Annotated in this window: 22 protein-coding genes and 1 other RNA gene; 6 read left to right on the forward strand and 17 right to left on the reverse strand. The window is 66.1% G+C overall.

The annotated features are described in order from the left end of the window. Positions 1–24: 24 nt before the first annotated feature. From CFB40_RS10025 to ndk, 6 genes are all read right to left on the reverse strand, one after another. Positions 25–654 (reverse strand): tetratricopeptide repeat protein, encoded by a 630-nt coding sequence (locus tag CFB40_RS10025; RefSeq protein WP_039360256.1) that lies wholly within the window; start codon positions 652–654, stop codon positions 25–27. Positions 655–709: 55 nt separating this feature from the next. Beyond that, positions 710–2,050 (reverse strand): histidine--tRNA ligase, encoded by a 1,341-nt coding sequence (gene hisS, locus CFB40_RS10030; protein ID WP_039360260.1) that lies wholly within the window; start codon positions 2,048–2,050, stop codon positions 710–712. 16 nt (positions 2,051–2,066) lie between these two features. Next, positions 2,067–3,371 (reverse strand): flavodoxin-dependent (E)-4-hydroxy-3-methylbut-2-enyl-diphosphate synthase, encoded by a 1,305-nt coding sequence (ispG, locus tag CFB40_RS10035; protein WP_089425933.1) that lies wholly within the window; start codon positions 3,369–3,371, stop codon positions 2,067–2,069. A gap of 112 nt (positions 3,372–3,483) precedes the next feature. Then, on the reverse strand, positions 3,484–4,509 hold the full coding sequence (locus tag CFB40_RS10040; RefSeq protein WP_089431158.1) for a helix-turn-helix domain-containing protein: 1,026 nt from the start codon (positions 4,507–4,509) through the stop codon (positions 3,484–3,486). A gap of 164 nt (positions 4,510–4,673) precedes the next feature. Further along, positions 4,674–5,813 (reverse strand): 23S rRNA (adenine(2503)-C(2))-methyltransferase RlmN, encoded by a 1,140-nt coding sequence (gene rlmN, locus CFB40_RS10045; protein ID WP_089431159.1) that lies wholly within the window; start codon positions 5,811–5,813, stop codon positions 4,674–4,676. 55 nt (positions 5,814–5,868) lie between these two features. Then, a complete protein-coding gene (gene ndk, locus CFB40_RS10050; protein WP_006478674.1) occupies positions 5,869–6,294 on the reverse strand; it encodes a nucleoside-diphosphate kinase in 426 nt (141 codons plus the stop codon). Positions 6,295–6,543: 249 nt separating this feature from the next. Here ndk and CFB40_RS10055 point away from each other — a divergent pair, with 249 nt between their 5' ends. Continuing rightward, positions 6,544–7,242, forward strand: coding sequence for a Bax inhibitor-1/YccA family protein (locus CFB40_RS10055; protein ID WP_006761414.1), 699 nt, complete (start codon positions 6,544–6,546; stop codon positions 7,240–7,242). 63 nt (positions 7,243–7,305) lie between these two features. Here the strand turns inward: CFB40_RS10055 and rlmD are convergent, their stop codons facing one another. Continuing rightward, on the reverse strand, positions 7,306–8,760 hold the full coding sequence (gene rlmD, locus CFB40_RS10060; protein ID WP_306427338.1) for a 23S rRNA (uracil(1939)-C(5))-methyltransferase RlmD: 1,455 nt from the start codon (positions 8,758–8,760) through the stop codon (positions 7,306–7,308). Between the two features lie 163 nt (positions 8,761–8,923). Here rlmD and CFB40_RS10065 point away from each other — a divergent pair, with 163 nt between their 5' ends. Then, positions 8,924–9,778, forward strand: a complete 855-nt coding sequence (locus tag CFB40_RS10065; RefSeq protein WP_089431160.1) for an endonuclease/exonuclease/phosphatase family protein — start codon at positions 8,924–8,926, stop codon at positions 9,776–9,778. A 33-nt stretch (positions 9,779–9,811) separates the two neighbouring features. On the opposite strand, the gene CFB40_RS10070 is transcribed toward CFB40_RS10065, so the two are convergent. The 10 genes from CFB40_RS10070 to ffs form a co-directional block, all read right to left on the reverse strand. Then, the gene (locus CFB40_RS10070; RefSeq protein WP_039360281.1) at positions 9,812–10,588 is read right to left on the reverse strand and encodes a 3'-5' exonuclease; all 777 of its coding nucleotides are present in this window, start codon (positions 10,586–10,588) and stop codon (positions 9,812–9,814) included. Positions 10,589–10,591: 3 nt separating this feature from the next. Beyond that, entirely contained in the window at positions 10,592–11,680 is a 1,089-nt protein-coding gene (gene rpoS / locus CFB40_RS10075; RefSeq protein ID WP_089425561.1) for an RNA polymerase sigma factor RpoS, read from the reverse strand. 11 nt (positions 11,681–11,691) lie between these two features. Then, positions 11,692–12,579, reverse strand: coding sequence for a peptidoglycan DD-metalloendopeptidase family protein (locus CFB40_RS10080; protein ID WP_089431161.1), 888 nt, complete (start codon positions 12,577–12,579; stop codon positions 11,692–11,694). A 5-nt stretch (positions 12,580–12,584) separates the two neighbouring features. After that, complete coding sequence (locus tag CFB40_RS10085) at positions 12,585–13,517, reverse strand: protein-L-isoaspartate(D-aspartate) O-methyltransferase (RefSeq protein WP_089425935.1); 933 nt, start codon at positions 13,515–13,517, stop codon at positions 12,585–12,587. Next, positions 13,514–14,275, reverse strand: coding sequence for a 5'/3'-nucleotidase SurE (gene surE / locus CFB40_RS10090; protein ID WP_089425562.1), 762 nt, complete (start codon positions 14,273–14,275; stop codon positions 13,514–13,516). The genes CFB40_RS10085 and surE overlap by 4 nt, the downstream gene beginning before the upstream one ends. 222 nt (positions 14,276–14,497) lie before the next feature. Beyond that, entirely contained in the window at positions 14,498–15,703 is a 1,206-nt protein-coding gene (locus tag CFB40_RS10095) for a CaiB/BaiF CoA transferase family protein (protein ID WP_089431162.1), read from the reverse strand. Between the two features lie 47 nt (positions 15,704–15,750). Next, positions 15,751–16,347, reverse strand: coding sequence for a recombination mediator RecR (gene recR / locus CFB40_RS10100; protein ID WP_006478665.1), 597 nt, complete (start codon positions 16,345–16,347; stop codon positions 15,751–15,753). A 31-nt stretch (positions 16,348–16,378) separates the two neighbouring features. Next, the gene (locus CFB40_RS10105; RefSeq protein ID WP_006482124.1) at positions 16,379–16,705 is read right to left on the reverse strand and encodes a YbaB/EbfC family nucleoid-associated protein; all 327 of its coding nucleotides are present in this window, start codon (positions 16,703–16,705) and stop codon (positions 16,379–16,381) included. A gap of 92 nt (positions 16,706–16,797) precedes the next feature. Next, on the reverse strand, positions 16,798–19,161 hold the full coding sequence (locus CFB40_RS10110) for a DNA polymerase III subunit gamma/tau (RefSeq protein ID WP_089431163.1): 2,364 nt from the start codon (positions 19,159–19,161) through the stop codon (positions 16,798–16,800). A gap of 128 nt (positions 19,162–19,289) precedes the next feature. Then, an RNA gene (ffs, locus tag CFB40_RS10115) (signal recognition particle sRNA small type) lies at positions 19,290–19,388 on the reverse strand. A gap of 403 nt (positions 19,389–19,791) precedes the next feature. Here ffs and trxA point away from each other — a divergent pair. From trxA to CFB40_RS10135, 4 genes are all read left to right on the forward strand, one after another. After that, positions 19,792–20,118 (forward strand): thioredoxin TrxA, encoded by a 327-nt coding sequence (trxA, locus tag CFB40_RS10120; protein WP_006402348.1) that lies wholly within the window; start codon positions 19,792–19,794, stop codon positions 20,116–20,118. A gap of 193 nt (positions 20,119–20,311) precedes the next feature. Continuing rightward, positions 20,312–21,574 carry a transcription termination factor Rho gene (gene rho, locus CFB40_RS10125; protein WP_006478662.1) on the forward strand — a complete coding sequence of 421 codons (1,263 nt, stop codon included), beginning with the start codon at positions 20,312–20,314 and terminating at the stop codon, positions 21,572–21,574. A 133-nt stretch (positions 21,575–21,707) separates the two neighbouring features. Then, the gene (locus CFB40_RS10130) at positions 21,708–22,208 is read left to right on the forward strand and encodes a MerR family transcriptional regulator (RefSeq protein ID WP_089431164.1); all 501 of its coding nucleotides are present in this window, start codon (positions 21,708–21,710) and stop codon (positions 22,206–22,208) included. Continuing rightward, the gene (locus CFB40_RS10135; RefSeq protein WP_089425566.1) at positions 22,205–23,761 is read left to right on the forward strand and encodes an MFS transporter; all 1,557 of its coding nucleotides are present in this window, start codon (positions 22,205–22,207) and stop codon (positions 23,759–23,761) included. Before CFB40_RS10130 ends, CFB40_RS10135 begins: the two co-directional genes overlap by 4 nt. The last annotated feature ends 1 nt before the right edge of the window (position 23,762 follow it).

Consider the following 23,762-nt stretch of genomic DNA (forward strand, 5'->3'; position numbering starts at 1 on the left):
TTAAGAGGTTGAGGGGACCGGGGTTCAGCCGCCGAGCGCGTCCAGCTTGAACTGCACGAGCTGACGCGCAGACTGGTCGTCCTTCGACAGGCCGTCGAGCGCGAGCTTGTACGCCGCGCGCGCATCGTCGGTCTTGCCTTGCGCGGCAAGCAGATCGCCGCGGCGATCGGCCACGAGGCCCTTGAATGCATCGACCGGCGTACCCGACAGCAGCGCGAGGCCCGCATCGTACGCCTTCTCGTCGAGCAGCAGCGACGCGAGACGCAGCTTCGCGATCTGCTTGTACTCGTCATCCTTGGCGTGATCGACGGCCCATTGCAGCTGCGCCTTCGCACCGGCCGAGTCGCCGGCTGCGTACAGCGTCTTCGCAGCGGAAAGTGCAGTCATCTGCGCATACGGCGTGCTGCCGAACTTGTCTTCCATGTCGGCGGCCGCGCGAGCGATCGTCGCCTTGTCGTTCGCGGCGGCGGCCTTCTGGACCTGTTCGTACAGCCCGGACGCCTCGGCAGCCTGACGGCGCTGCCAGTAGTTCCAGCCGTTGAAACCGGCCGCGACGACGAGCGCCGCGAGCACGATCCACGTGGTGAGGTTGCCCCAGCGGGCCCACCACGCCTTGACACTTTCAATCGATTCTTGTTCGTCGTGGTAACTCATCGGCGAGCGATTCCTTCCTGTTCAGGCTTTTCTTGTCGAGCGGATGCCAGCGCGATCAGTCGTCGCCGTCTTCGGCGGATGCAACCATCGCATTGATTAGGAATTCGGTCAAGCCTTCGACCGGTACGGTCTGCTGAACGTTCTTTTCCCCGTCTCCGCCCGCACCGCGCAGCGCTTTCACGCCCACCGTGCCGTTTGCGACCTCTTCTTCACCGAAGATCACCGCGAACGCGGCGCCGCTTGCGTCGGCCCGTTTCATCTGCGACTTGAAGCTCGCCGGCGCGCCGTCGGCGCTGCAGTGGAAGATCACGTCGAGGCCCGTGTCGCGCAGGCGCTCGGCCGCGATGAACGCCTGTTCACGCGCGGTCTCACCCTGGTGCACGACGTACACGTCGACGCCTTCCTGCTCGGGTGCGAGATCCTCTTCCTTCAGCAGCTCGAGGATCCGCTCGATGCCCATCGCCCAGCCGCATGCGGCGGTCGGCTTGCCGCCGAGCTGCTCGATCAGCGGATCGTAGCGGCCGCCGGCTGCGACCGTGCCCTGCGCGCCGAGCTTGTCGGTGACCCACTCGAACACGGTCAGGTTGTAGTAGTCCAGGCCACGCACGAGACGCGGGTTGATCTTGAACGGAATGTTGTTCGCGAGCAGCAGGCGCTGCAGCCCTTCGAAGTGCGCGCGCGACTCGTCGCCGAGGAAGTCGATCAGCTTCGGCGCGTTCTGCGCGATTTCCTGCAGCGCGGGGTTCTTCGTGTCGAGCACGCGCAGCGGGTTCGTATACAGGCGGCGCTTCGCATCCTCGTCGAGCACGTCGGCGAACTGCTCGAGGTACTTGATCAGTTCGACGCGATGCGCGGCACGCTCTTCGGCAAGGCCGAGCGAATTGATCTCGAGCTTGATGCCGGTCAGGCCGAGGTCGTCCCACAGGCGCTGGCACATCATGATGATTTCGGCGTCCGCATCAGGGCCCGCGAAGCCGAGCGCCTCGACGCCGACCTGGTGGAACTGACGATAGCGGCCGCGCTGCGGACGCTCGTGACGGAACATCGGGCCGATGTACCACAGGCGCTTCGGGCCGTCGTACAGCATGTTGTGCTCGATCGACGCGCGCACGACGGCCGCGGTATTTTCCGGGCGCATCGTCAGGTTCTCGCCGTTCAGCGCGTCGGTGAAGCTGTACATCTCTTTTTCGACGATGTCGGTGACCTCACCGATGCCGCGCGTGAAGAGCTGCGTGTGCTCGACGATCGGCGTGCGGATGTTCTGGTAACCGTAGGCGCGCAGCAGCGATTTCACCGTGGCTTCGAAGAACTCCCAAAGGCCGGCATCCTGCGGAAGGATGTCGTTCATGCCCTTGACGCCGGTGAGCTTCTCGATCTTGCGTTTTTGTTCAGTCATCGTGTGTGTGGACGAATTAGTTCGTGGCCTCAGCGCGGCCGTAGTTGCGTTCGACGTAGTCGCTGACGATCTGCTGGAATTCCTCGGCGATCCGCTCGCCGCGCAGCGTCTTGACCTTCTCGCCGTCGATGAAGACCGGCGCGGCCGGGTTCTCGCCCGAGCCCGGCAGGCTGATGCCGATGTTCGCGTGCTTCGATTCGCCCGGGCCGTTGACGATGCAGCCCATCACCGCGACGTTCATTTTCTCGACGCCCGGATACGCCTTGCGCCAGACCGGCATCTGTTCGCGCAGGTAGGTCTGGATCTGCATCGCGAGTTCCTGGAACAGCGTACTCGTCGTACGGCCGCAGCCCGGGCACGCGATCACCATCGGTGCGAACGAGCGCAGGCCCATCGTCTGCAGGATTTCCTGGCCGACGATCACTTCGCCCGTGCGCGACGCGCCCGGTTCCGGCGTCAGCGAGATACGGATCGTGTCGCCGATCCCTTCCTGCAGCAGCACGCCGAGTGCAGCCGTCGACGCGACGATGCCCTTCGAGCCCATGCCGGCCTCGGTCAGCCCGAGGTGCAGCGCAAAGCCGCAGCGGCGGCTGAGTTCGCGGTACACGGCGATCAGGTCCTGCACGCCGCTGACCTTGCACGACAGAATGATGCGGTTGCGGCCGAGGCCCAGCTCGACCGCACGCTCCGCCGAGCCGATCGCCGACTGGATCAGCGCCTCGTACATCACGCTCTGCGCATCCCACGGCTGCGAACGCGCACCGTTCTCGTCCATCATGCGCGCGAGCAGGTCCTGGTCGAGACTGCCCCAGTTCACGCCGATCCGCACCGGCTTGTCGTACTTGGCCGCCGCCTCGATCATCTGCGCGAACTGCGTATCGCGCTTCGCACCCTGGCCGACGTTGCCCGGGTTGATCCGGTACTTCGACAGCGACTCGGCGCAGCCCGGGTAGTCACGCAGCAGCAGGTGGCCGTTGTAGTGGAAATCGCCGACGAGCGGCACGGTCACGCCCATGCGGTCGAGCTGCTCGCGGATCGCCGGCACGGCGGCCGCGGCCTCGGGCGTGTTGACCGTGATGCGCACCAGTTCGGAACCCGCGTTCGCGAGTTCCTTGATCTGGATTGCCGTGCCGATCGCGTCGGCCGTGTCGGTATTCGTCATCGACTGCACGCGCACCGGCGCGTCGCCGCCGATCGTCACGAGCTGCCCGCCCCAGCGGACATCCACCGCATGCGATACGCGGCGCGGCTGGTGCCCGCCGAACACCGGCTCGGTTGAACAAATCTGACTGCTGCGTGGGGATTGAGCTTCGGATTGCATCGATAGATCCATTTACGCGGAATGCGCCGCGACGCGGCGCATGAATTGAAAAAGCGCCGTGCCCTCGCGGCCTGCCGATATCGACGACAGGCCTTCGCCACGGCGCTTGACGTCAGGGCAACGTGAACCGCGCCACATTACCCCGCGCTGCCGAATATTTTGCCGGATCGACAGGTTTTCCGTCGAACGCGATCGCGTCGAGGCCCGCCTTGTTGCCGATCGTGACCTTGAACGGACCGTCGCCGGCGACCTGCTTCGCCTCGCCGCCGTGCACCAGCCCGGAGAACAGCTCCTTGCCGCTCTTGTCGCGCACGCTGAACCAGCTGTCCTGCTTGACCTTCAGTTCGATCATCGACTGGCCGGCCGGCACCGCAACGCTCGCCGGCTGGGCCGGCGCGGCGGTGCTTGCCGCCGACGTTGCCACGACGGGCTGCGATGCGGCTGCCGTCACGACCGGCGCCACGGGCGCGGGCGCCGGAGCAGCCGACGCAACTGCCGGCGCCGGGGCTGCAGACGCAGCAGCCGGGGCCGGAACCTCATTCGCGACTGCCGCAGACGCACCGCTCGAAACCGCCCCTTCGACGGATGACGACGATGCCGCCGGCGCGCTCGCGGCCGACGCATGCTCCGCATCGCCGCTCTTGAAGCGCGCGAGCAGGCTCGACGAATCGCCGCCAGTGTGCCACATCAGTACGGCAACCACCGCGACGACGACGATCCCCGTGCCCCAGAGCCACGGGTGATGCCGCGACGACCCGCCCAGCGGAATCGACACGCGACCGCGCGGCAGATCCGTCCCCGACGACGCGGGCATCGACAGGTCGACTTCCGGCACCCCGCGCTCACGGCGCAACGCCTGCGCGAACGGTTCCGGATCGACGCCGAGCATCTTCGCGTAGCTGCGCACGACACCGAGCGCGAACGTCACGCCGGGCAAATGGCTGATGTCACCGGCCTCGAGTGCCCGCAGCTTCTGCGGTGCGACCTTGAGTCGCGCCGACACGTCGTCGACGGTCCAACCCCGCGTCTCCCGAAGCTGCGCCAGTCGGCTGCCGACTGCCGCAAGCGATTCCAACCCTGCCGGTGCCGGCTTCGCGCCATTCGTCTCTGCGCCGTTAGACGGCTGCGGCTCACTCATCCTTGTCCTCGCGTCGATTCTTCTTCACTGGCGGCCGCCGCCGGTTCCCGCCGGCCGGCACCCGCAACTGTCCATACCATGCGCGACGCCGAGGCGTCGCGACCGATCGCTATTCGCGTGTTGTACCGCTTAAAGGCCCTGGCATCCCCGGCCAGGCATCCCTGTCAAATCGCCCGAACTTCGATGATTTTTCCTGCTGCGCCCGTCCGTTCCGCGAGGCGCGTGCGGTCCTTCACTGCGCCGGCCAGCTGGCCGCACGCGGCATCGATGTCGTCGCCGCGCGTCTTGCGCACGGTCGTGACGACACCCGCGTCGATGAGGACCTGTGCAAAGCGCTTGATCTGCTCCGGCTTCGAGCGGATGAGGCCCGATTCCGGAAACGGATTGAACGGGATCAGATTGAACTTGCACGGCACGTCGCGTGTGACGGCCAGCAGTTCGCGTGCATGCGCTTCGGTGTCGTTGACGCCGTCCAGCATGCAGTATTCGAAAGTGATGAAGTCGCGCGGCGCGACTTTCAGATAACGCTGGCAAGCCGCCATCAGCTCGCGCAGCGGATACTTCTTGTTGAGCGGCACCAGCTCGTCGCGCAGCGGATCGTTCGGCGCGTGCAGCGACACGGCCAGCGCGACCGGCAGCTCGGCGCCGAGGCGGTCCATCATCGGCACCACGCCGGACGTCGACAGCGTGACGCGGCGGCGCGACAGGCCGTACGCGTTGTCGTCGAGCATCAGCCGCATCGCCGGCACGACCGCGCTGTAATTCAGCAGCGGCTCGCCCATGCCCATCATCACCACGTTGGTGACGACCCGTTCGGCCTTGCCGTTCGGGCCGGGCGCGCGGCCCAGGGACGCTCGCAACGCAAATTCGGCCATCCGGAGCTGGCCGATGATTTCAGCTGTCGACAGATTGCGGGAAAAGCCCTGCTTGCCCGTCGAACAGAAGCGGCAGTTGACCGCACACCCGGCCTGCGACGACACGCACAGCGTGCCGCGCGTCTCTTCCGGGATGAACACGGTTTCGACCGCATTGCCGTTTCCGACGTCGATCAGCCACTTGCGCGTGCCGTCGGCGGAAACGTGATCGCTGGCGATATCGGGCATACCGATCGACGCGCGGCCCTTGAGTTTTTCTCTCAAGGACTTCGCGAGATCGGTCATGCCGTCGAAGTCGCCAGCGTTGTACTGGTGGATCCAGCGCTGCAACTGCTTGGCGCGGAACGGCTTCTCGCCGAGGCTGCCGCAGTACGCGACAAGACCCTCGGCATCGAAGTCGAGAAGATTGACGGAAGTTTCGCTCGTCATGATGTGCTGCCTTGCCGCGTGCGCTGAATCCTGCCTACTTGCTGCCAGCCAGGGCTTAGCGCGAGTAAACGTTCATTTCCGGGAAGAAGAACGCGATTTCGACCGCTGCCGTTTCAGCAGCGTCCGAGCCGTGCACGGCGTTCGCGTCGATGCTGTCGGCGAAGTCGGCGCGGATCGTGCCCTTTTCTGCCTTCTTCGGATCCGTTGCGCCCATCAGGTCGCGGTTCTTCAGGATCGCGCCTTCACCTTCCAGAACCTGGATCATCACCGGGCCCGAGATCATGAAATCGACGAGGTCCTTGAAGAACGGACGCGCTGCGTGAACCGCGTAGAACTTCTCTGCGTCAGCACGCGACAGGTGTGCCATGCGCGATGCGACGATCTTCAGGCCGGCGCCTTCGAAACGGCTGTAGATCTGGCCGATCACGTTCTTTGCCACCGCATCCGGCTTGATGATCGACAGGGTGCGCTCGATTGCCATAAAAACTCCAAAAAATTAAGAAGTTACAGGTTCAAATGAATCCGCTATTGTAGCACGATCCCGTGTATCATTGCGATTGAACCCTTACACACGTGAAAGGTTCCGAATCCATATGTTTTGTGCCGCCTGGCCATTGAAACCTCCCGGCACGGAACGTATCTTAGCCATAGCTGCTCCGGTTTGCTGCGCCGCACACCGCGTGTGCCGAACCGGCCCCGGACGCCCACGCGTTCAATGTTAGGAGAAACCATGAACGACTATCCGTACAATTTCGGCCGCGGCGGTTCCGTCAGCACCGCCGAGGTTCGCAACCGCGTGCTGCGGAACACGTACTGGCTGCTCGCGCTGTCGATGGTGCCGACCGTGCTGGGCGCCTGGGTCGGCGTCGCGACGGGCTTCTCGCTGTTCGCGGCCACGAGCCCGATGATGAGCCTGCTCGCGTTCTTCGCGATCGCGTTCGGCTTCATGTTCGCGATCGAGCGGACCAAAAACAGCGCAGCGGGCGTATTCGTGCTGCTCGGCTTCACGTTCTTCATGGGCCTGATGCTGTCGCGGTTGCTGAGCTTCATCCTCGGCTTCTCGAACGGCCCGTCGTTGATCATGCTCGCGTTCGGCGGCACCGGCATCATCTTCGCCGCGATGGCGACGATCGCCACCGTCAGCAAGCGTGACTTCTCGGGGCTCGGCAAGTGGCTGTTCATGGGCGTGATCGTGATCCTGCTCGCATCGGTCGCGAACATCTTCCTGCAACTCCCGGCGCTGATGCTCACCGTGTCGGTGCTCGCGATCGCGATCTTCTCCGCCTACATGCTGTTCGACGTCCAGCGCGTCGTGAACGGCGGCGAGACGAACTACATCTCGGCCACGCTCGCGATCTACCTCGACCTGTACAACGTGTTCACGAACCTGCTCGCACTGCTCGGCATCTTCGGCGGCAACCGCAACTGACGTTCGCTACACGCCATGAAAAAACCGGCCCGCGGGCCGGTTTTTTTACGTCCGCCGCCTGACTCAGTCGCGCTCGAACAGCGCGATCGATTCGACGTGCGACGTATTCGGGAACATGTTCACGACACCGGCGCCCTTCAGGCGGTAGCCGGCCTCGTGCACGAGCAGGCCCGCGTCGCGCGCCAGCGTCGACGGGTTGCACGACACGTACACGATGCGCTTCGGCAGCGGACCTTCGCCGCTCTGCGCGATCTCGGCCAGCGCCTTCGACACCGCGAGCGCGCCTTCGCGCGGCGGGTCGATCAGGAACTTGTCGAATGCGCCGAGCGCACGCATGTCGTCGCCCGTCACTTCGAACAGGTTCCGGCATGCGAACGTCGTGTGGCCGTCGACACCGTTCTCGCGCGCATTCGCCAGCGCGCGCGTCGTCAGCGTATCGCTGCCTTCGATGCCCATCACCTCGCGCGACAGCCGCGCGAGCGGCAGCGTGAAGTTGCCGATCCCGCAGAACAGGTCGAGCACGCGGTCGTCGCGCGACGGCGCGAGCAGGCGCAGCGCGCGGCCCACCAGCACGCGGTTGATCTGATGGTTGACCTGCGTGAAATCGGTCGGCTTGAACGGCATGCGGATGCCGAATTCCGGCAGCGTGTAGTCGAGCGACACGTCGAGCGGATAGAACGGCGCCACCGTGTCCGGCCCTTTCGGCTGCAGCCAGAACTGCACCTTGTGCTCGTCCGCGAACGCGCGCAGCAGCGCTTCGTCGTCCGCGTTGATCGGCTCCAGCACGCGCAGCACGAGCGCCGTGACTTCCGAACCGACCGCGAGCTCGATCTGCGGCATCCGATCGCGGATCGACAGGCCCTCGACCAGCCGGCGCAGCGGCACGAGCATCGCCGACACGTGCGGCGGCAGCACTTCGCAGCTCGTCATGTCGGCGACGTAGCTGCTCTTCTTCTCGTGGAATCCGACCAGCACGCCGCCCTTCTTCGCGACGTTGCGCACGGTCAAGCGGGCGCGGTAGCGATAACCCCACGACGGGCCGTGAATCGGCGCGAACATCGTTTCCGCGCGCAGCTTCGCCAGGTGCCACAGATTGTCTTCGAGCACGCGCTGCTTGACCGCCACCTGCGCACGCATGTCGAGATGCTGCATCGAGCAGCCGCCGCAGGTGCCGAAGAACGCGCATTTCGGCTTCGTGCGCATCACGCTCGGGCGCAGAATGTCGACGACCGTCGCCTGCTCGTAGCTCGGCTTGCGGCGGAAGCTCGAATAGGTCACGCGCTCGCCCGGCAGCGCGCCCTCGACGAAGATGACCTTGCCCGGTTCGCCGTCCTCGGTGATCGTGCGGCCGACACCGCGCGCTTCCATGTCGAGCGATTCGATCTCGAGGACCGGGGCGATTCCGGGCGCGACGGGCGCGTTTCTTGATTTGCGCGCAGAAGTGGGGGCGGCTTCGGACACCAGCTTTTCCTGACAAACGTTGAAGAAGGCGAGATTGTAGACGACGCGGGCCCGCATCGCCCGCTTTGCATGCGCCAAGCGCCGATACTTAAGCATAGACGGCCCGGGATGGCGCCGGAACGGCCGGACAGGCGGGCCCGAGAGCGCCAGCGGCCACGTGGCCCGCGGCGCCGACTCAGGTACGCCCTGGCTCGAGATCCGCCCGACAGGAGATTCGACCATGCAACTGATCGACTGGAACATCCAATGGGGTCGGGACGCGGACGGCGGCGTCGATCTGTCGCGTACCGTCGCGGCGATCCGCGCGCTCGGCGACTTCGACGTGCTGTGCCTGCAGGAAGTCACGCGCGGCTTTGGCGCACTGCCCGGGCGGCCCGGCGCCGACCAGTTCGCCGAACTCGCGGCGCTGCTGCCCGGATATACGATCGTCGACGCGATCGGTGCCGACTTGCCGCCCATTGAAACCGGCGCACCGCGCCGCCAGTTCGGCAACGCAATCGCGACCCGCCTGCCGGTCGGGCGCGTGCTCCGCCAGTTGCTGCCGTGGCCGGCCGACGCCGGCGCGCCGTCGATGCCGCGCGTCGCGCTCGACGTCGAGTTGCAGACGCCCTTCGGGCCACTGCGGGTGGTCACCACGCATCTGGAATATTATTCGGCGCGCCAGCGGCTCGCCCAGGTCGACGCATTGCGCGACCGGCACCGCGAGGCCTGCGCGCATGCGGCACGACCGGCGCCCGCCGAAACCGCCGAGGGGCCGTTCAGCGCAACCGGCCAGCCATGCGATGCGATCGTCTGCGGCGACTTCAACAGCGCGTTCGGCAGTGACGCCTATTGCCGACTCCTGGAGCCGATCCCGGACGCGCCGTGCTTCATCGACGCATGGGTCGCGCGACACCCGGGCCGCATGCCACCGCCGACGGCGGGTGTCTACGACACGGTGCAATGGTCGGAGGGGCCGCTCGCGTGCGATTTCGTGTTCGTGACCGATACGCTGCTGCCGCGCGTTACGCGCTGTGAAATCGACGGCGACGTGCGCGCGTCCGATCACCAGCCGGTGCTGCTCGACCTGGCATGATCGCGCCGCCGGCCGCAGCGCACCTCGCCCGCGCTATGCGTCGAAACCGGCCAGGTATTCGGCCCAGTGCGACGCGGGCTCCTGTGCAAGCGAGTTCTTCACGAGCAGGATCTCGTCCGCATACTCGCTCGGCGTCAGGCCGCCGCGCATCAACTGGAACCGGCAGTACAGCAGGTAGGTATTGACGACGTCGGTTTCGCAATAGTTGCGGATTTCCTCGATCCGCCCGGCCTGGAACGCCGGCCACACCTGGCTGCCGTCCATGCCGAGCTTGCCCGGAAAGCCGCACATCTTCGCGAGCGCGTCGAGCGGCGCATTCGCGCGCGCCTGATACATCGCGAGCACATCCATCAGGTCGGTGTGCCGCGAGTGGTAGCGCGAGATGTAGTTGTTCCACTTGAAATCGCGATCGTCCTCGCCGAGATCCCAGTAGCGGCTCGCGGGGATGCCGTGTACGAGCGCGCGGTAATGGAGCACCGGCAGATCGAAACCGCCGCCGTTCCACGACACGAGCTGCGGCGTGTATTTCTCGATCACGCGGTAGAACGACTGGATCAGCGTCGCTTCGTTGTCCTGCGGCGTGCCGAGCGAGCGCACACGAAAACCGTTGTTGTCGCGGAAAACGCATGAAATCGCCGCGATGCGCTGCAGGTGGTGCGGCAGGAAATCGCCGCCGGTCTTCTCGCGGCGGGCCGCGAATGCATGCTCGGCCACCGCGGCATCGTCGAGTGTCGCGGGCAGGTCTTCCAGACGGCGAATGCCGTCGACATCGGGAATCGTCTCGATGTCAAAAACAAGAATCGGAGTCATCAGTTACAGAACGGCGTCCTTGCGCACGCCATTGGAGGCGAAAAACCGCTTGAGGCGCACCAGCGCTTCCTGCTGGATCTGGCGCACGCGCTCACGCGTGAGCCCCATTTCGTCGGCCAGCTCCTCGAGCGTTGCCGGTTCGATGTGGTTCAGGCCGAAGCGGCGCTCGATCACATGCCGATGCTTGTCGGACAGCCGCGACAGCCACGCGCGCGTCAGCGTCTCGAGCTCGCGGTGCTGAACCTCCGCGTCGGGCGACTGGCTCTGGTCGTCGGGCAGGAGGTCGAGCAGGCTGCTCGCGGGATCGAGGTCGAGCGGCGCGTCGAGCGACGCCGTGTGCTCGTTGAGCGCAAGGATGTCGGTGACTTCCTCGGCGGTCTTGCCGGTGAGATAGGCGATGTCGTCGATGCTGGCTTCGCGGCGCTCAGCCGCTTCACCCGTCGACATCGAGTTCTTTTCGAGGTGGCGCTTCGCGCGCAGCACCTGGTTCAGTTCGCGGATCACGTGCACCGGCAGGCGCACCGTGCGGGCCTGGTTCATGATCGCGCGCTCGATGCTCTGCCGGATCCACCACGTCGCGTAGGTCGAGAAACGGAAGCCGCGCGTCGGGTCGAATTTCTCGATGGCATGCATCAGGCCGAGGTTGCCTTCCTCGATCAGGTCGAGCAGCGGCACGCCACGGTTCAGATACCCCTTCGCGATGCTGACGACGAGACGCAGATTGCGCTCGATCATCACCTGCCGCGCCTCGAATTCGCCGGCCTTGGCCAGACGCGAATAGCGCTGCTCCTCCTCGACGGTGAGCAACGGCTTCACGCTGATGCGGTTCAGGTAATGCTGGATCGTGTCGGCCGTGAGCTCGGCCTGCAGCATCGTGCGGAAATCGTCGACATCGGGCGCCGCCTCGGCACGGCCTTCGCGCTCGTCGTCGCCACCGTCCGCGTCGGCGTCGCGTGCCTCGAGGTCACGCTCGTTATCCGCGACGTCGTCTTCGTCGTCCGTCGAAGCACCAGCTCGCCCCACCGATGCTTGCGTGGCTCGACTGATTTTCTCAGACTCGGCTTGCGGCTCGTGGCGCTTCGATTTCGGCATGGTCGTCTCGGTTATTGAGGCGGCAAATACTTCAGCGGATCGACAGGTTTACCCTGCCGGCGAACCTCGAAATGCAGCATCACGCGGTCGGAATCGCTGTTCCCCATCTCGGCGATCTTCTGCCCCTTCGTTACCGCGTCCCCCTCTTTTACCATCAAAGCGCGATTGTGTGCATACGCCGTGAGGTAAGTTGCATCGTGCTTGATGATAATGAGGTTGCCGTAGCCACGCAGGCCATTGCCCGAGTAGACGACGCGACCGTCGGCCGCCGCCTTCACGGTCTCGCCGGCCGACCCGCCGATATTGACGCCCTTGTTCTTCGCGTCGTCGAAACCGTTCAGCACGGGACCGCGCGCGGGCCATGCGAACGTCACGGGGCCGCTCGGCGCGGCAGCCGTATCGCTCGATGCGGCTGCTGCGGCCGGCGGCGTCGCGACCGACGTCGACGTGCCGGCGGCCGGCGTTGCCGGGCCGCTGCTGAGCGGCGCGGTCGCAACGGCGGCGCCCGCGATCGGTGCGGCGACCTGCGTGCCCGCAACGGCGGCACCGGCCTGCGGCGAAACGCGCAGCAGCTGGTCGACTTCAATCTGATTCGGGTTCGCCAGGTTGTTCCACGCGGCGATGTCGCGATAGTTCTGCCCGTTTTCGAGTGCGATCCGGTACAGCGTGTCGCCCGGCTTCACCCGGTAGTAACCCGGCGGCGCCGGCGGAAGCGGCGCCGCGGGCTGCGCGGTGCCGGTCGTGCCGAGCGAACCGGAGCGATCGACGACGGGCGCGTTGTCGAGCCGCGTCGCACAGGCGGCCAGAAGCGTGGAGAACGCAGCTACGCAGATCGCCCGCTGGGCGAGCGTGAGCGGTTCCCTGGAACGGTTGTTTTGCATCGCGCGCAACATACTCATCGGTTTCAAATTACTCCGGATTTTAAAGGGACAAAGAAAACGCGATCAAGCCGTGACTCTCGCCATTGCGCATGCGCGACGCGCTCGACGAGCGTGAGCACCTGGTGCTGCCCGCTCTGCGCGCCGACCGGCGCGACGAGCCGCCCGCCGATCGCGAGCTGCTCGAGCAGCGCCTGCGGCACGTCGAGCCCCGCCGCCGCGATCACGATCGCGTCGAACGGGGCCGCGGACGGCAGGCCGACACGCCCGTCGCCGTAGTGCAGACGGATGTTCGGCACGCGCAGCGGCCGCAGGTTCAGCTTCGCGCGCTCGTAGAGCGGCTTGATGCGTTCAATCGAATACACGTCGCGTGCCACGTGGCTCAGCACGGCGGCCTGATAGCCGCAGCCCGTGCCGATCTCGAGGACGCGCTCGAGCGTGCGGCCGGCCATCGCAAGCTCGATCATGCGCGCGACGACCGACGGCTTTGAAATGGTCTGCTGGTGGCCGATCGGCAACGCCGAATCCTCGTAGGCCTGCGTTGCGAGGCCCGGATCCACGAACATGTGTCGCGGCACCGCGGCCATCGCTTCCAGCACACGCGCGTCGGTCACACCGTTCGCGCGCAGCCGTTCGACCATCCGTTCGCGCACACGTTCCGACGTGAGCGCGAACGCGCCGGCCGGCGCGACGCTCGGTGCGGCCGGCTTCGGCATCGCGGGCTTCAGTGCGGTCGGCTTCGGTGCGGTCGCCGGCTTCGCGGCGGCGGAGCCGGGCAACGCCGATCGCGTCGCAGCAGGCTTCACCGCAACCGGTTTCAGCACGGCCGCAGGCTTGTCGGCGGCCTTCGATACCGCAACCGCCGCATGGCGTTCGCCGGCCCGACCGTCCGACTTGCGTGGCGCTCGCTTGAGATCTTCGAGCGCGAGCGGGAACCGCTTCGCGCGCTCGCCGCTCATGAAGCCCGCCCTCCGGCGCGCGCCCATTCGCGCGTCGCGGGCAGCATCTGCGTGTGCGTGAGGTCCAGCTGCAGCGGCGTGATCGACACGAAACCGTTTGCCACTGCGTGAAAATCGGTGCCGTCGCTGGCGTCCAGCGCTTCGCCCGCCGCGCCGATCCAGTAGATCGGTTCGCCGCGCGGGTCGGTCTGGCGGATCACCGGCTGCGACGGATGACGCTTGCCGAGGCGCGTGACCTTCCAGCCTTTCAGTTCGTCGTACGGCAGGTTCGGAATATTGACGTTGAGCAGCGGCTGGCCCGGCAGCGGATGCGCGAGAGAGTGCTCGACGATTTCCGCGGCGACGCGCGCGGCGTCCGCCAGATGGGCCCAGCCCTTGTCGACCAGCGAGAATGCGATGGCCGGCACGCCGAACATGATGCCTTCGGTGGCGGCCGCAACTGTCCCCGAATAGAGCGTGTCTTCGCCCATGTTCTGGCCGTTGTTGATCCCGGAAACGACGAGGTCCGGCCTGGCGTCGGCCATCCCCGTCAACGCGACGTGTACCGAATCGGTCGGCGTGCCGTTCACGTAGAAGAAACCCGTACTCGCCGCGCGCTGCACCGACAGCGGCCGCGACAACGTAAGGGAATTCGACGCGCCGCTGCAGTTCTGCTCGGGCGCGATCACCGTGAGCTCGGCCAGCGGCTGCAGCGCGTCGCTGAGCGCGGCGAGACCGGGGGCGAGATAGCCGTCGTCGTTGCTGAGTAGGATTCGCATCCGGCGATTGTAACCGAGGAAAGATGGCGCGAGAGCGACAGTCCGGCGACTGCGGATGGACGGCTGCGGGCACCCGGACACGCTGCGTCGCCGCGTTGCGGCGCGGCGTTCCGCGTGCTCAGGAAAACGCCGCGCCGCCCCGGGTTTTCCCCCGCTAACGGGTCGCCGTTGGGGCATGCCCAGTTCCGGGAGCCCGGCGCGAAGCGACAGGCCCGAGGATGCTCAAATCGCGCCCGCTTCGCGCAGTGCGGCAATCGCCGGCGCGTCGTAGCCGAGGCCGCGCAGCACCTCGTCCGTATGCTCGCCGAGTTCGGGCCCGAGCCAGCGCGTTTCGCCCGGCGTGTCGGACAGCTTCGGCGTGATGTTCGGCAGCGGGATGTCGGTGCCGTCGGCCAGCTTGAAGCGCTGGATCATCTGCCGCGCGACGAACTGCGGATCGGTAAACATGTCGGCGACGCTGTAGATGCGCCCGGCCGGCACGTCGGCCGCATTGAGCACGACGAGTGCTTCTTCGATCGTGCGCGGCGCAAGCCACGCGGCAATCGCGTCGTCGATTTCCTGTGTGCGCGGCACGCGCCCGTCGTTTTGCGCGAGCGCGGGATCGTCGGCGAGGTCGTCGCGCTCGATCGCCTTCATCAACCGCTTGAAGATCGGGTCGCTGTTGCCGCCGATCACGATGCTGCCGTCGCGGCACGCATACGTATTCGACGGCACGATGCCCGGCAGCGACGCGCCGGTGCGCTCGCGCACCATCCCGTACACGCCGTATTCGGGCACCACGCTTTCCATCATGTTGAAGACGGCTTCATACAGTGCAACGTCGACCACCTGCCCCGCACCGCCGTTGACCTTGCGGTGATGCAGCGCCATCAGTGCGCCGATCACGCCGTGCAGCGCGGCGATCGAATCGCCGATCGAGATGCCGATGCGCGGCGGCGGCAGCTCGGGATAGCCGGTGATGTGACGCAGCCCACCCATCGATTCGGCAATCGCGCCGAAGCCGGGCCGGTCGCGGTACGGGCCGGTCTGCCCGTAACCGGACAGGCGCACCATCACGAGGCCCGGGTTCTCGGCCGACAGCACGTCGTAGCCGAGCCCGAGCTTTTCGAGCAGGCCCGGGCGGAAATTCTCGATCACGATGTCGGCTTCGCGCGCGAGTTGCCGCGCGATCGCCTTGCCGGCGTCGGCCTTCAGGTTGAGCGTGACCGATTTCTTGTTGCGCGCCTGGACGGACCACCACAGCGACGTGCCGCCCTGCTCCGGATGGAGCTTGCGCCACTTGCGCAGCGGGTCGCCACCGTTCGGATCCTCGATCTTGATCACTTCCGCGCCGAATTCGGCGAACAGCCGCGACGCGAACGGCCCCGCGATCAGCGTTCCGAATTCGAGCACTTTGACGCCCGCGAGCGGGCCCTGGCTGGTGCTCATGTGTCTCCCTGGCATGAGGAACGGCGCCGCCGCCGGCGGCGCCCGGCTTACATCGTGCGGCGGTCGAGCATCGCGCGGGCGATGGTGCCCGCGTCGACGTACTCGAGTTCGCCGCCCACCGGCACGCCGCGCGCGAGGCGCGTGACCGCGAGCCCGCGCGCCTTCAGCGTCTGGCCGAGGTAGTGCGCGGTGGCTTCGCCTTCGTTCGTGAAGTTGGTCGCGAGCACGACTTCCTTGACAACACCATCGGACGCGCGCCGCACGAGGCGGTCGAAATGGATTTCCTTCGGGCCGATCCCGTCGAGCGGGCTCAGCCGGCCCATCAGCACGAAATACAGCCCGCGGTAAGTCATCGTCTGCTCGAGCATGATCTGGTCGGCAGGCGTCTCGACGACGCACAGCAGCGTCGGATCACGCTCTTCGTCGCTGCAGACCTCACAGATCTGCGCTTCGGTGAACGTGTTGCACTTCTCGCAGTGCTGCAGGTGCTCGGTCGCGAACAACAGCGACCGGCCGAGCCGCTCCGCGCCCTCCCGATCGTGCTGCATCAGGTGGACCGCCATGCGCTGGGCGGATTTCGGCCCGACGCCGGGCAGCACGCGCAACGCTTCGACGAGCGCGGACAGGGCGGACGGCTGTTTCATACGGCAGCAAAAAATGACACGGACGCTACGCTCAGAACGGCAGCTTGAAGCCCGGGGGCAACGGCAGGCCCGACGTCATGCCGCTCATCTTTTCCTGCGACGTCGCTTCGGCCTTGCGCACGGCGTCGTTGAACGCGGCCGCGACGAGATCCTCGAGCATGTCCTTGTCGTCCGCGAGCAGGCTCGGGTCGATCGACACGCGACGCACTTCGTTGCGGCACGTCATCGTCACCTTGACGAGACCGGCGCCCGACTGCCCTTCGACTTCGATCAGCGCAAGCTGCTCCTGCATCTTCTTCATGTTTTCCTGCATTTGCTGCGCTTGCTTCATCAGTCCGGCGAGGTTGCCTTTCAACATGGGAATACTCCTTCTTGATCGTGTGAAAACCGGCACGCGGCGCGTGCCGGCCAATGTGTGGGCGTGATTGTGCCTGTCGCGGGGCGCTCAGTTCAATGCAGCGTCGGCGGCGGCCCGTCCGGCGCCGCGTCGGCGAGCGGGCGCACCGAACCCTCGACGATACGCGCACCGAAATCGCGCACGAGCTGCTGCACGAACGGATCGCCGTGAATCTCCTGCTCGGCCTCGCGCTGGCGCGCCGCGCGCGCGGCCGCATCGAGCGCCGCCGCGGTACGCCGTGCGGGCCCGACTTCGACGGCCACCTCGACCGGCTTGCCGAGCGCATCGGCCAGCGCGGCCTTCAGCTTCGCCACCTGCGCGGCGTCCGCATATTGCGGCACCGGCACGGAAAGTTTCAACGTCGTCGCGTCGACGGCCGTCAGTTCGCTGTTGAACGCGAGCTGGTACGCGACGCCCTTGAGCGGCAGCCGCGCGGCCAGTGCCGGCCATTCGCCGTCGAAACCGACCGGATCGAGTGCGATCGCGGGCGGCAACGGACGCGTGTCGACCGGTGCGGACGGACGGGTTTCCGCCGGCCGAGGCGTGACGCGCACGTCGTCGGGGCCGCTGTCGAACACCGGCACGAAGCCATCGTCGGACGGGCCACCGAACATTTCGTCGGCGCTGAGGGGCACGTAGTCGTCGGGCGGGATGTCCTCCCACGGCGGCGACGCCTGGCGCGAATCGGCCGCCTGCGGCGCACGGGCCGCAGCGCGCGGCGTCGGCACCTGGACGGCGGCGGGACGCGGCGCAGCCGGCTTCTCGGCGGCCGGCTGGGCTGCCGGTTTCACGGCGGCGGCGCCTGCACGCCCGCGGTCGGACGACACGCGCATCCCCGCATTGCGCAACACGTCGAGCGCGGCGGCGGCGCCTCCGGAACGCGCCGCCGGACGCGCGGCGGGCTCGGGCGGCGCAGCACGCGGCATCGGTTCGGCCGGCGCAGCCGGCTCGTCACTTCGCTGCGCAACGGCAGCAGGCGGCTCGGGTTCCTTGCGGACAGGCGTCGGGTGATCGCCGGCCGGCTCCGCTTGCGGTGTTGCAGCCGTCTGCGGCTGCGGCGTTTCGATGACTGGCGCGTCAACCGGGGCCGGCGCGGCTGCTTCGACGGCAGCCGGTTTCACGGCCGGCCGGTCTGTTTCGTCGCCGGACTGCACCGGCGCCGCACGCACAACCGGTGCCGCGGGCGCTGCCGGGGCAATAGCCTGCGACCGCACTGCTTCGGCAGGTGCAGCCGATACCGGCTTCGCCGCAGCGGCCGATGCCGCCGCCACGCGCGGGCCCGGCACCGCACGCGGCGCGGACGGCTGGCCGACCGGCGCACTGCCGGCGGCAACCGCCGGCTCGAACGCAAGCATCCGCAGCAGCGTCATCGTGAAACCGGCGTACTCGTCCGGCGCCAGGCCGAGCTCGGCGCGACCGACCGTCGCGATCTGATAAAACAACTGGACCTGCTCGGGGCTCAGCGTCTCGGCGAAGCGGCGCAGGTCGCCCGCTTCGGGCCATTCGTCGAGCACCGAGCCCGGCGCGAACTGCGCCCACGCGATGCGATGCAGCAGGCTCGCGAGATCCTGCAGCGCGGTCGAGAACGACAGGCTGCGCAGCGACATCTCGTCGGCAATCGCGAGGATTTCCGGGCCGCCGCCCGCGGCGAGCGCGTCGAGCAGGCGCACCATGTAAGTCTGGTCGAGTGCGCCGAGCATGCCGGACACGGCCGACTCGGTCACCTCGTTGGCCGAATAGGCGATCGCCTGGTCGGTGAGGGACAGCGCGTCGCGCATGCTGCCCTGTGCGGCGCGCGCGAGCAGGCGCAGCGCCTGCGGCTCGAACGTGATCTGCTCTTCGCCGAGGATCCGTTCGAGATGCGACACGATGTGCCCGGCCGGCATCTGCTTCAGGTTGAACTGCAGGCAGCGCGACAGCACGGTGACGGGGATTTTCTGCGGATCGGTGGTCGCGAGGATGAACTTGACGTGCGGCGGCGGCTCTTCGAGCGTCTTCAGCATCGCGTTGAACGCGTGATTCGTCAGCATGTGCACTTCGTCGATCATGTAGACCTTGAAGCGCGCATCGACGGGCGCGTACACCGCGCGCTCGAGCAGCGCGGCCATTTCGTCGACGCCGCGGTTGCTTGCGGCATCCATCTCGACGTAATCGACGAAACGCCCTTCGTCGATCTCGCGACAGGCGCGACACACGCCGCACGGCTGCGACGTGACGCCGGTTTCACAATTGAGTGCCTTGGCGAAGATCCGCGACAGCGTCGTCTTGCCGACACCGCGGGTTCCGGTAAACAGATAGGCGTGATGGAGACGCCCGCCGTCGAGCGCGTGCGTGAGCGCCCTGACGACGTGCTCCTGGCCGACGAGCGAAGCGAAATCCTTCGGACGCCACTTGCGTGCGAGAACTTGATAGGTCATCGGGAAATTGTATCAGTAACGCTGCGTCGCGCCGACACGCGAAACGGTGCGGAAGACAGGCAAACGCGTAGGTAAAACGGAGTGGGATGCAGAAATAAAAAACGCCCGGCGAACGGGGCGAGATGGAAGGTGACGAGCCCAACCCTCGGCACTGGCGGAAAACGATTGTGGCTGCTTCGTTCCCGACCTGACCAGGTTCACCGCCCCACCATGCGAGGAGGCCCGTCACGGCATATTCTATCACCGCTTCCGGATGAATGCGACCGTTTGTTCGCACCAATGCGAATATGACCCGACAAACCGACGCGCATCGGGCCACGAAGCCCACCCGACGGGAATGGCCCGCGCGTCCACCCCTTGTAATTTGCGAGCCGGCCTCCACCTGCTGGACACAACGGTCGAACGTCGCGTCGTACCCCTACTCGCGTAGCGGCTACTATCGCCGCCCGCAGCAGATAGCAATTTAGGCTAATATGACGCCCGAACGACCCGCGAGCCGCGGCATGCAGCGCTTACACGCCTCCTTTCCGGAGAGTGGAGTGACCTGCCGCAGCGGCCGGCCGCCCACGGCAGCCGGTACGCCGCAACGCGCAAGCAGGCAGTCCCCGAACCGTAAGAGGTATTGACCCAATGAGCGAACAGATCAAACACATCAGCGACGCATCGTTCGAACAGGACGTCGTCAAATCCGACAAGCCCGTGCTCGTCGATTTCTGGGCCGAATGGTGCGGCCCGTGCAAAATGATCGCCCCGATCCTCGACGAAGTCGCGAAGGACTACGGCGACAAGCTGCAGATCGCGAAGATCAACGTCGACGACAACCAGGCAACGCCCGCGAAGTTCGGCGTGCGCGGCATCCCGACGCTGATCCTGTTCAAGAACGGCGCGGCCGCCGCGCAGAAGGTCGGCGCGCTGTCGAAGTCGCAGCTCACCGCATTCCTGGACAGCCACCTGTAATACAGGCAGTTCCGCGGACGTGTTGTCAGCCGGCAACACGTCCGTCGACAAGCCGCCGATCGCTCGCTCAAGCGCGAATCGGCCTATGCTAGAATTAAAAAACGTCTACAAGACGCATTTAAGTCTCTGAGCGCTTCCGCTCGCCCTCCTCCCTTTATTTCTTTCGTCGTCTCCTCCCTGGCGGGTTCTCCGTATGCATTTATCCGAGCTCAAGTCTCTGCACGTCTCCGAACTGATCGAAATGGCCAATGGCCTGGAGATCGAAAACGCGAACCGCCTGCGCAAGCAGGAGTTGATGTTTGCCATTCTTAAAAAGCGCGCCAAGACGGGAGAGACGATCTTCGGCGACGGTACGCTCGAAGTGCTGCCGGACGGCTTCGGCTTCCTGCGCTCGCCGGAAATGTCGTACCTCGCGAGCACCGACGACATCTACATCAGCCCGTCGCAGATCCGCCGCTTCAACCTGCACACCGGCGACACCATCGAAGGTGAAGTCCGCACGCCGAAGGACGGCGAGCGCTACTTCGCGCTGGTGAAGGTCGACAAAGTCAACGGGCAGCCGCCCGAGGCCTCGAAACACAAGATCATGTTCGAGAACCTCACGCCGCTGCACCCGAACAAGCCGCTGTCGCTCGAACGCGAAATGCGCGGCGAGGAAAACGTCACGGGCCGCATCATCGACATGATCGCGCCGATCGGCAAGGGCCAGCGCGGCCTGCTCGTCGCGTCGCCGAAGTCGGGCAAGACCGTGATGCTCCAGCACATCGCACACGCGATCAAGCAGAACCACCCGGACGTGATCCTGTTCGTGCTGCTGATCGACGAGCGCCCTGAAGAAGTGACCGAAATGCAGCGCTCGGTCGCCGGCGAAGTGATCGCATCGACGTTCGACGAACCGGCCACGCGCCACGTCCAGGTCGCCGAAATGGTGATCGAGAAGGCCAAGCGCCTAGTCGAAATGAAGCACGACGTCGTGATTCTGCTCGACTCGATCACGCGTCTCGCACGCGCGTACAACACCGTGATCCCGGCATCGGGCAAGGTGCTGACGGGTGGTGTCGACGCGAACGCACTGCAGCGTCCGAAGCGCTTCTTCGGCGCGGCGCGCAACATCGAGGAAGGCGGTTCGCTGACGATCATCGGCACCGCACTGATCGAAACCGGCAGCCGCATGGACGACGTGATCTACGAAGAGTTCAAGGGCACCGGCAACATGGAAGTGCACCTCGAGCGCCGTCTCGCGGAAAAGCGCGTGTATCCGTCGATCAACCTGAACAAGTCGGGCACGCGTCGCGAAGAAATGCTGATCAAGCCCGAGATCCTTCAGAAGATCTGGGTGCTGCGCAAGTTCATCCACGACATGGACGAAGTCGAAGCGATGGAATTCCTGCTCGACAAGATCCGCCAGACGAAGAGCAACTCCGAGTTCTTCGACCTGATGCGCCGCGGCGGCTGATTACCGTCACCCCGCACTCCAAAAACGGCCGCCCGCGCATCCTGCCCGGCGGCCGTTTTTCGGTGCCAACCTGAACGTGAACGTACAGGTTGATCTATAATCGCGTCATCGTCCGAACTCCCTCGTCCTCCCGATGCCGAATGACACCTCCACCCCGCTGCTGACCGTGAGCGATGCGGCGTCACGGCTCGGCGTCACGCCGCGCACGCTGAAGTATTACGAAGAGCGCGGGCTCGTCACGCCGTCGCGCAGCGAAGGCCGCTACCGCCTGTACGACGAGGCCGACCTCGAGCGCTTCGCCCGCATCCTGCGGCTGCGCGCGCTCGGTTTCTCGCTGCATGGCATCACCGAGATGCTGAAGCGCCCGCTGGAAGAAACGGGCGACGGCCGGCGCCGCTATTCGGACGCGTCGCTGCGCGACATCCGGACCGGCCTGGCCGACCAGGTCGACACACTCGACAGGCGGATCGCGGCCGTCCAGCGCGAACTGAAGGAAGCCGTCGCGCTGCGCAAGGAACTGCAGCACGACATCGACTACGTCGAACGGCGTCTTGCCGGCGAAAACGCCGATGCGCTGATCGCGCAGCGGCAGGCCGAAGCCGGCACGCGGCGCACGCGCAAGGCGCGCGAGTGAGCGCGATGCCCGGTCGCTCGCCACTGTGGAGCCGCGCGAACCTGCGCGCGGACCTGTTCCCGTGGGCGCTCGCGCTCGTTACCGGCATCGACTACTTCGACAACGCGATCTTCTCGTTCTTCGCGAGCTACATCGCGGGTGGCATCAACGCATCGCCCGATGAACTCGTGTGGTCGTCGAGCGCCTACGCGGTCACCGCCGTGCTCGGCATCCTGCAGCAGCAATGGTGGGTCGACCGGCTCGGCCATCGCCGCTACGTCGCCGGCTGCATGCTGATGTTCTCGTTCGGCGCGATCGCGGCCGCGCTCGCCGACACGTCGCTCGAGCTCGCGTTCGCGCGCGGCTTTCAGGGCTATTTCATCGGCCCGATGATGGGCGCTTGCCGGATCCTGATCCAGATCAGTTTCAAGCCGCAGGAACGGCCGCCCGCGACACGCGCGTTCCTGATCATGATCCTGCTCGGCAGCGCGCTCGCGCCAATCGTGGGCGGCCTGCTCGTCGCACATTCGACGTGGCGCGCGCTGTTTGCGTGCTCGGCGCCGGCCGGCATCGCGTTCGCGATCCTCGCGCTGCTCACGCTGCCCGATTCGGGCCGGACACCCGACGACGAACGCGGCTCCGGACACTTCTGGCCGTATGTCGTGTTCGCGCTCGCGCAAGGCGCGCTGCAGATCGTGCTGCAGCAGGTGCATTACCAGCTCTATAGCGGCTCGCCGATGCTGATCCTGCTGACGATCGCAGGGATCGGCGCGCTTGCGTGGTTCGCGTATCACCAGTGGCATCATCCGACGCCGCTCGTGCGCCTGCACGCGTTCCGCGAACGGACGTTCCAGGTCGGGCTGCTGCTCTACATGTTCTATTACTACGAGTCGACGGGCTTCAGTTACCTGACGTCGCGTTTTCTCGAAAGCGGGCTCGGCTATCCGGTCGAGAACGCCGGGCGGCTGGTGGGCACGATGTCGCTGATTTCAGCCACTGCGCTGTTCGCGTACCTGCGTTACGCGAAATTCGTCACGCACAAGAAGTGGTTCGTCGTGCCGGGGTTCGCGATCGCCATCACGGCCGCGCTGTGGATGACGCGGATGACGCCGCAGGTCGGCGAAGCCGCGCTGATCGTCCCGCTGCTGCTGCGCGGATTGCTGCTGCTCTTCATCGTGCTGCCGGTGGCCAACCTGACATTCCGGATCTTCGCGATCGACGAATATACGCACGGCTACCGGTTGAAGAACATCGTGCGGCAACTGACGATCTCGTTCGCGACGTCGTCGGTCATCATCGTCGAACAGCACCGCGTGGCCGTGCACCAGACGCGGCTCGTCGAGCGCGCAAACGTGTTCGATCCGCTGTTCCAGCAGACCGTCGATGCGCTGACGCACAGCTATGCCGCCGCCGGCCATGCGCTGAACGAGGCGCACGGCCTCGCGATCGCGTCGATCGCGCGCATGGTCGCGCAACAGGCGTCGTTCCTCGCGTCGCTCGACGGCTTTTACTTCCTGGCGGGCGTGGCGCTCGTCGGCGGCCTTTTTGCGGCATGGCAAAAAGAGATCGATTGAG

Source organism: Burkholderia sp. AU31652, from assembly GCF_002223155.1.
In the GTDB taxonomy this organism is placed as follows: domain Bacteria; phylum Pseudomonadota; class Gammaproteobacteria; order Burkholderiales; family Burkholderiaceae; genus Burkholderia.